Source organism: Aliikangiella maris (assembly GCF_040719265.1).
GTDB lineage: Bacteria > Pseudomonadota > Gammaproteobacteria > Enterobacterales > Kangiellaceae > Aliikangiella > Aliikangiella maris.
Map to the genome: position 1 here is coordinate 1 of NZ_JBFDAH010000061.1, position 4,639 is coordinate 4,639.

At 37.9% G+C, this 4,639-nt stretch carries 2 protein-coding genes; both read right to left on the reverse strand.

All coding sequences use genetic code 11. The annotated features are described in order from the left end of the window. Nucleotides 1-219: 219 nt before the first annotated feature. Nucleotides 220-609 (reverse strand): hypothetical protein, encoded by a 390-nt coding sequence (locus tag ABVT42_RS21620; protein ID WP_353898000.1) that lies wholly within the window; start codon nucleotides 607-609, stop codon nucleotides 220-222. 61 nt (nucleotides 610-670) lie between these two features. Continuing rightward, nucleotides 671-4,210 (reverse strand): RHS repeat domain-containing protein, encoded by a 3,540-nt coding sequence (locus ABVT42_RS21625; protein WP_465251087.1) that lies wholly within the window; start codon nucleotides 4,208-4,210, stop codon nucleotides 671-673. Nucleotides 4,211-4,639 lie beyond the last annotated feature (429 nt).

Consider the following 4,639-nt stretch of genomic DNA (forward strand, 5'->3'; position numbering starts at 1 on the left):
ATTAACTGAATCTTTTAAATGTGATCGATTTTCGCCAATTAAATTGATCTTTTTCTGATTTTCTTGTGATCGATTGCTTACATAATGCCCCTGCTTTTTGAGCAATTACAAGCAATTTCTTTTTTGATTCAACATTTCTTGTTGGGTTTCGCAAGCTCAACCGCAACCTACAGTTACCCAACTTACCGCGTTTAATCAATCAGAAATCAATTTTTTTCGTTAATTATTAATAACGCGACCCGACCCGTTATTCCCTTTCTCCCGGTTAGTGGAATTTGTAAATTGCGTCTCAAACACGTTTAGGTAATCTAATGGATCTGTGTCTTGAGTCGAAACACTCACGAAAACTAGTTTTTTCTTTTCAAAACACATTACATTTATGATCACAGCTTTATCAGAGTAAGTATAAGAATTTTCATCTACAAACTCCCCGAAATCATCTTTGAATAATTTCTCTCTTGCTTGCTTAGAAATGTCGATACAGTCTTTATACGAAATATTTTTCTCAATCGTCAAGTAACTAAAATACACTTTCGCGACTGCAAAATGCGCATAAAAACTGCAATAACATATCATTAAAACAAATAGTGTTTTTATCCATTTACTCATAGCAAAACTCCACAATATCTAAATGCCAATGCAATTTTTAAAGTATAATTTCGAACATACATTAGGGTATTTGATCCCAATGTTTTTGCAAGGCTCTTCCCACCATACCATCTCTTGCAGCTCCCACAGGGTCAAAGTCAAATTCGCCACTCAGACCAGCAGAGACTTTTCCATTGAAAAACTTAACTTTAGCACCCCACTCAAGTTTGCCTGAATCCGTCATTTTAAGTTTAAAACTCATGACTTTTAATGCGTCCAATCCGAATCCTGTTGCGCCAAGTTCATTCATGCCAAAGCTTTTTCCTCCATATTTAATGTAGGCTTCACCATCCTTGCCAAACTTTACTTCCATACCTCCAGATTTTAGAATTCCCTTATAGTCAACACCTTCGGACGATATTACTGCTTCCAAAAATTTGGCTAATTTGATTTCTAATTTCAACTTACTAGACCCTGAATCTGGATTTCTTATATTTTGTTTTTTAGACTCTGCGTTATCTTCACCTGAATAATCCAGAGGATCGAAAGGATTGTTTTTATATTTTTCATTATGTTCGAGATCAAGCTTTCTTTGAGCATCCATAAGATTTTTAAATTCACAGGAAGCACTACAATTATCAGCTATTTTAATCGACGGACCTAACTTACTATTTGAATCACTCTCTTGACTGGGGCTACTACCAACTACATTATTGCCATTTCCTTGCTGAGCCACACTCTGTTGACCGCCAATATCAGCACCTCCCCCGTCAAAACCACTAACTTCATTTTTAATTTTATTCGCTACCTGCTTAACGTGAGCACCGTTCTTGCCTGTCACTTTGACAGTCCCATTACTTTTATCTCCGACCACAGAAACAGTGCTCTTTCTTTGAATACGAGAATGAGCACTGGAGGACACCACCTTAACAGTTTTCTCAATTTTCTCACTCTCATACCCACTCGGATCAGTCCCAGACAAAGGATTATTCATGATGTAACTATAAGGATTCATCGACTGACTATTCCCAGGGTCTTGAATGACCGGATCAACACTCAAAAACCGACCAAGGTTATAATCATAAACCCGTCCATTCATATGAATCAACTCCGCATCATCCAAATGCTCATGATCGGTAAAGCCCCGAGTAGTTGCTAATCGCCCACCAATAATATTAGATTCACTCAATACACCAGNCAACTCCGCATCATCCAAATGCTCATGATCGGTAAAGCCCCGAGTAGTTGCTAATCGCCCACCAATAATATTAGATTCACTCAATACACCAGTTAACGTAGCAGGTAAAATTTGCTCCATTGAAATCTTACGCGGCTTACCAAACGCATCAAAACTTTTGTTGTCGATAACTTTGCCATCACTATCAGTAACCGTAACCACCGAACCCAAACGATCACGGTGCAAATAATCAACATTATCAGAAACCGCACCACCCGATTCAGTACGAGTAAATACAGCGATATCATCAATATAGTTTTTATACTTAACAACACCATCTTGAGAAATTTGCTCAAACAATTTATCGATATAAATTGTGGTTTCTTGAGAAATACCAGCCCCCGACTTAACCTGCTTATAACGCATTAAATCAGGGCCATAATAAAACTGACTGGTGATATTATTTTTCTTAATTGAGGTTGGTTTATTAAAGGCATTGTAAGTAAGCTCCTTACCACCACCAGATAATAAATTACCATTTAAATCATAAGAATAATTACCAGAATGGCCCAAAAGCCCCCTTACGGCATTAGGCCCAGCAAATCCATTCGAAACGTCTCGATTAATACTACCGTAGTTATATTCAGAAGCAAAATCAGATTTTGAAGTAATATTACCGACACTATCATATTCATAGTTGACTAGGTTACCACCACTTAGTTGCGTATAATCCAAGCGATGTAACTTATCATAATAATAAGTTTCGTCAGCAGATTGATTGACATTGTTGGCATCTAACCACTCTGTATGTTGAGTATGCAAATTATCATAATTATCATAAGTATAACTGATAAAGTGGCGCTGAAAAGCAGTCGCAGTCACCGCACCTGTACTCAACATTTGTCCAGTTGATACATCATAGTTGGCCGAAACACTCATCAGTTGATTATTTAAATCAGCGGACAGCATATGCCCTCTGGCATCAACTTCAGTGATTTTTTTATAAATATGACTATTTGCCGCATTTTTAATCACTGATTGATAACCATTAGCAGTATATTCAAATGCTAGCGTTAATCGAGTTTTAGGATAAGTTAAACTTTTGGGACGCCCATAATTTGTGTCATACCGAGTTGTGGTAATAAACTTTTCGCCACCTATTTCGGTCACAGTGCGAAACGGACGAGAAGTCTGATCATACTTGATCGATTTAGTCATTGTCTCGTTTAACAGTCCGACAGATTGGCAGAGCATACCAACACCATTGATGCAGTCATCATAAGTAAACTGCGCTTCAACAGCATTATTAATTTTTCGGGTTTTCAGTCGCCCTAACGCATCATAAAAATACTCAATGGTGTCAGCGTTGGCATCGAGCTCTTTGGAAACCTCACCAAAGATTGTGTAATCAAACTGTTTTAATCCCATATTAGGATCATTCACCCAGAGCTTTTGTCCTCTCGCATTATACTTCGCAGTAATTGGATTTAAATTTGCATCGAGTAAAACAATTGGGTTCCCTAAAGCATCATAAGCATATCGAGTAACACCTTCGTCGGCATCCGTAGTTTGCATTAATTGACCAATACCATTATAGGTACGCGACATAGTAAAATCATTAGTTGTAATGTTAGTTTTATAACCCGAAAAACTATATTTAACGGTTAAACCAGTCAAAGTGTTGTCAATAAGCTTTTCTGTCAAACGTCCTAAAATATCATATTTGTTAAAGTGAGTTCCTTCTGCAATATCAACATCAACAGAGTTTAAGGTGCGAGGTACCGATTCAAATAGCACTTGACCTAAACGGTTATATTCAACTTTTTGAACCACCAGTTCGCTACTATCAAATGCCGTACTAGCCGTAGCCCAAGTTCGTCCTAAAATGTCTTTATATTCCGTTACAACTGGCGCTCCCGCTTGATAAGTACTCACCGAAAATTTTACATTTTCATTGGCACAAGCATTACACTCAGCATAACGCGTATAAATTTTAGGAGCCAGATCAGACTGAACAGACACTACTCGACCTAACTCATCAATTTCGGTCACCGTTTTATTATTATTGGTATCAACAACTTTAGTTGGTATACCAAACTCTGGAGCGACATTTGTAGTTACCTTGTGCCCAAGATGATTCGTGACCTGATATACAAAATAGCCATCGGCCGCTTCCAATTCACCATCTTTAGTATAGGTGGTTGTCACCTGCCGAGAATTATCTTCTTCAGTTTCAGACGCTGGTGGGTTGGTTACAACTTTAGTCGGTAATCCATAACTATTATAAGTATACTCAACAGTCAGCGAACCATTACCATCACTAGAAGACCAGCTAGTCTTTTCCTTTACTAAATCTCGATTATTACTCCAGTCTAAAAAGTATTTTGTAACCTTTCGCTCTCCGCTGAGATCAGTAGGAATGGTTCCAGCAGGTAGAGGGGGCATAACTGCACTTGTTTTTCCAGACGAAGTAACCGAATGTGATTTCGGTTTTACCCACCAAGACACTTCATCAACTTCAGAATAATCATAGACATCGGTTATTAATTGGGTTAAAGAACCAAACTGATCGTCACCAAACCCTGTTGTTGTTATCACTCTTCGCTTTAATACGTTGCCATAATCATCATAATCACCATCAAGAATATTAGTACCATTTCCGGTGTGACCAACCGTACTGACCTTTTGTGACAATAACGTTGTAGAGCCATCTGAATTTAAACCGTAGTTATAAGTAGAAACTCTACCTGTAATCACCCAGTAAGTATTTAGTCGTCCCTGAAAAAAGAAAAACTCATCAATTTTCTCTCAAGGAAATGCACGTTGAAGCGCTTTTATCATTGAGTTTAACGCAACAAATCTCGTCAGGCGATT

Excerpts from the sequence above, each read along its gene's own strand:
- ABVT42_RS21620 (WP_353898000.1), bottom strand. The coding sequence starts at position 609 with ATGAGTAAATGGATAAAAACACTATTTGTTTTAATGATATGTTATTGC.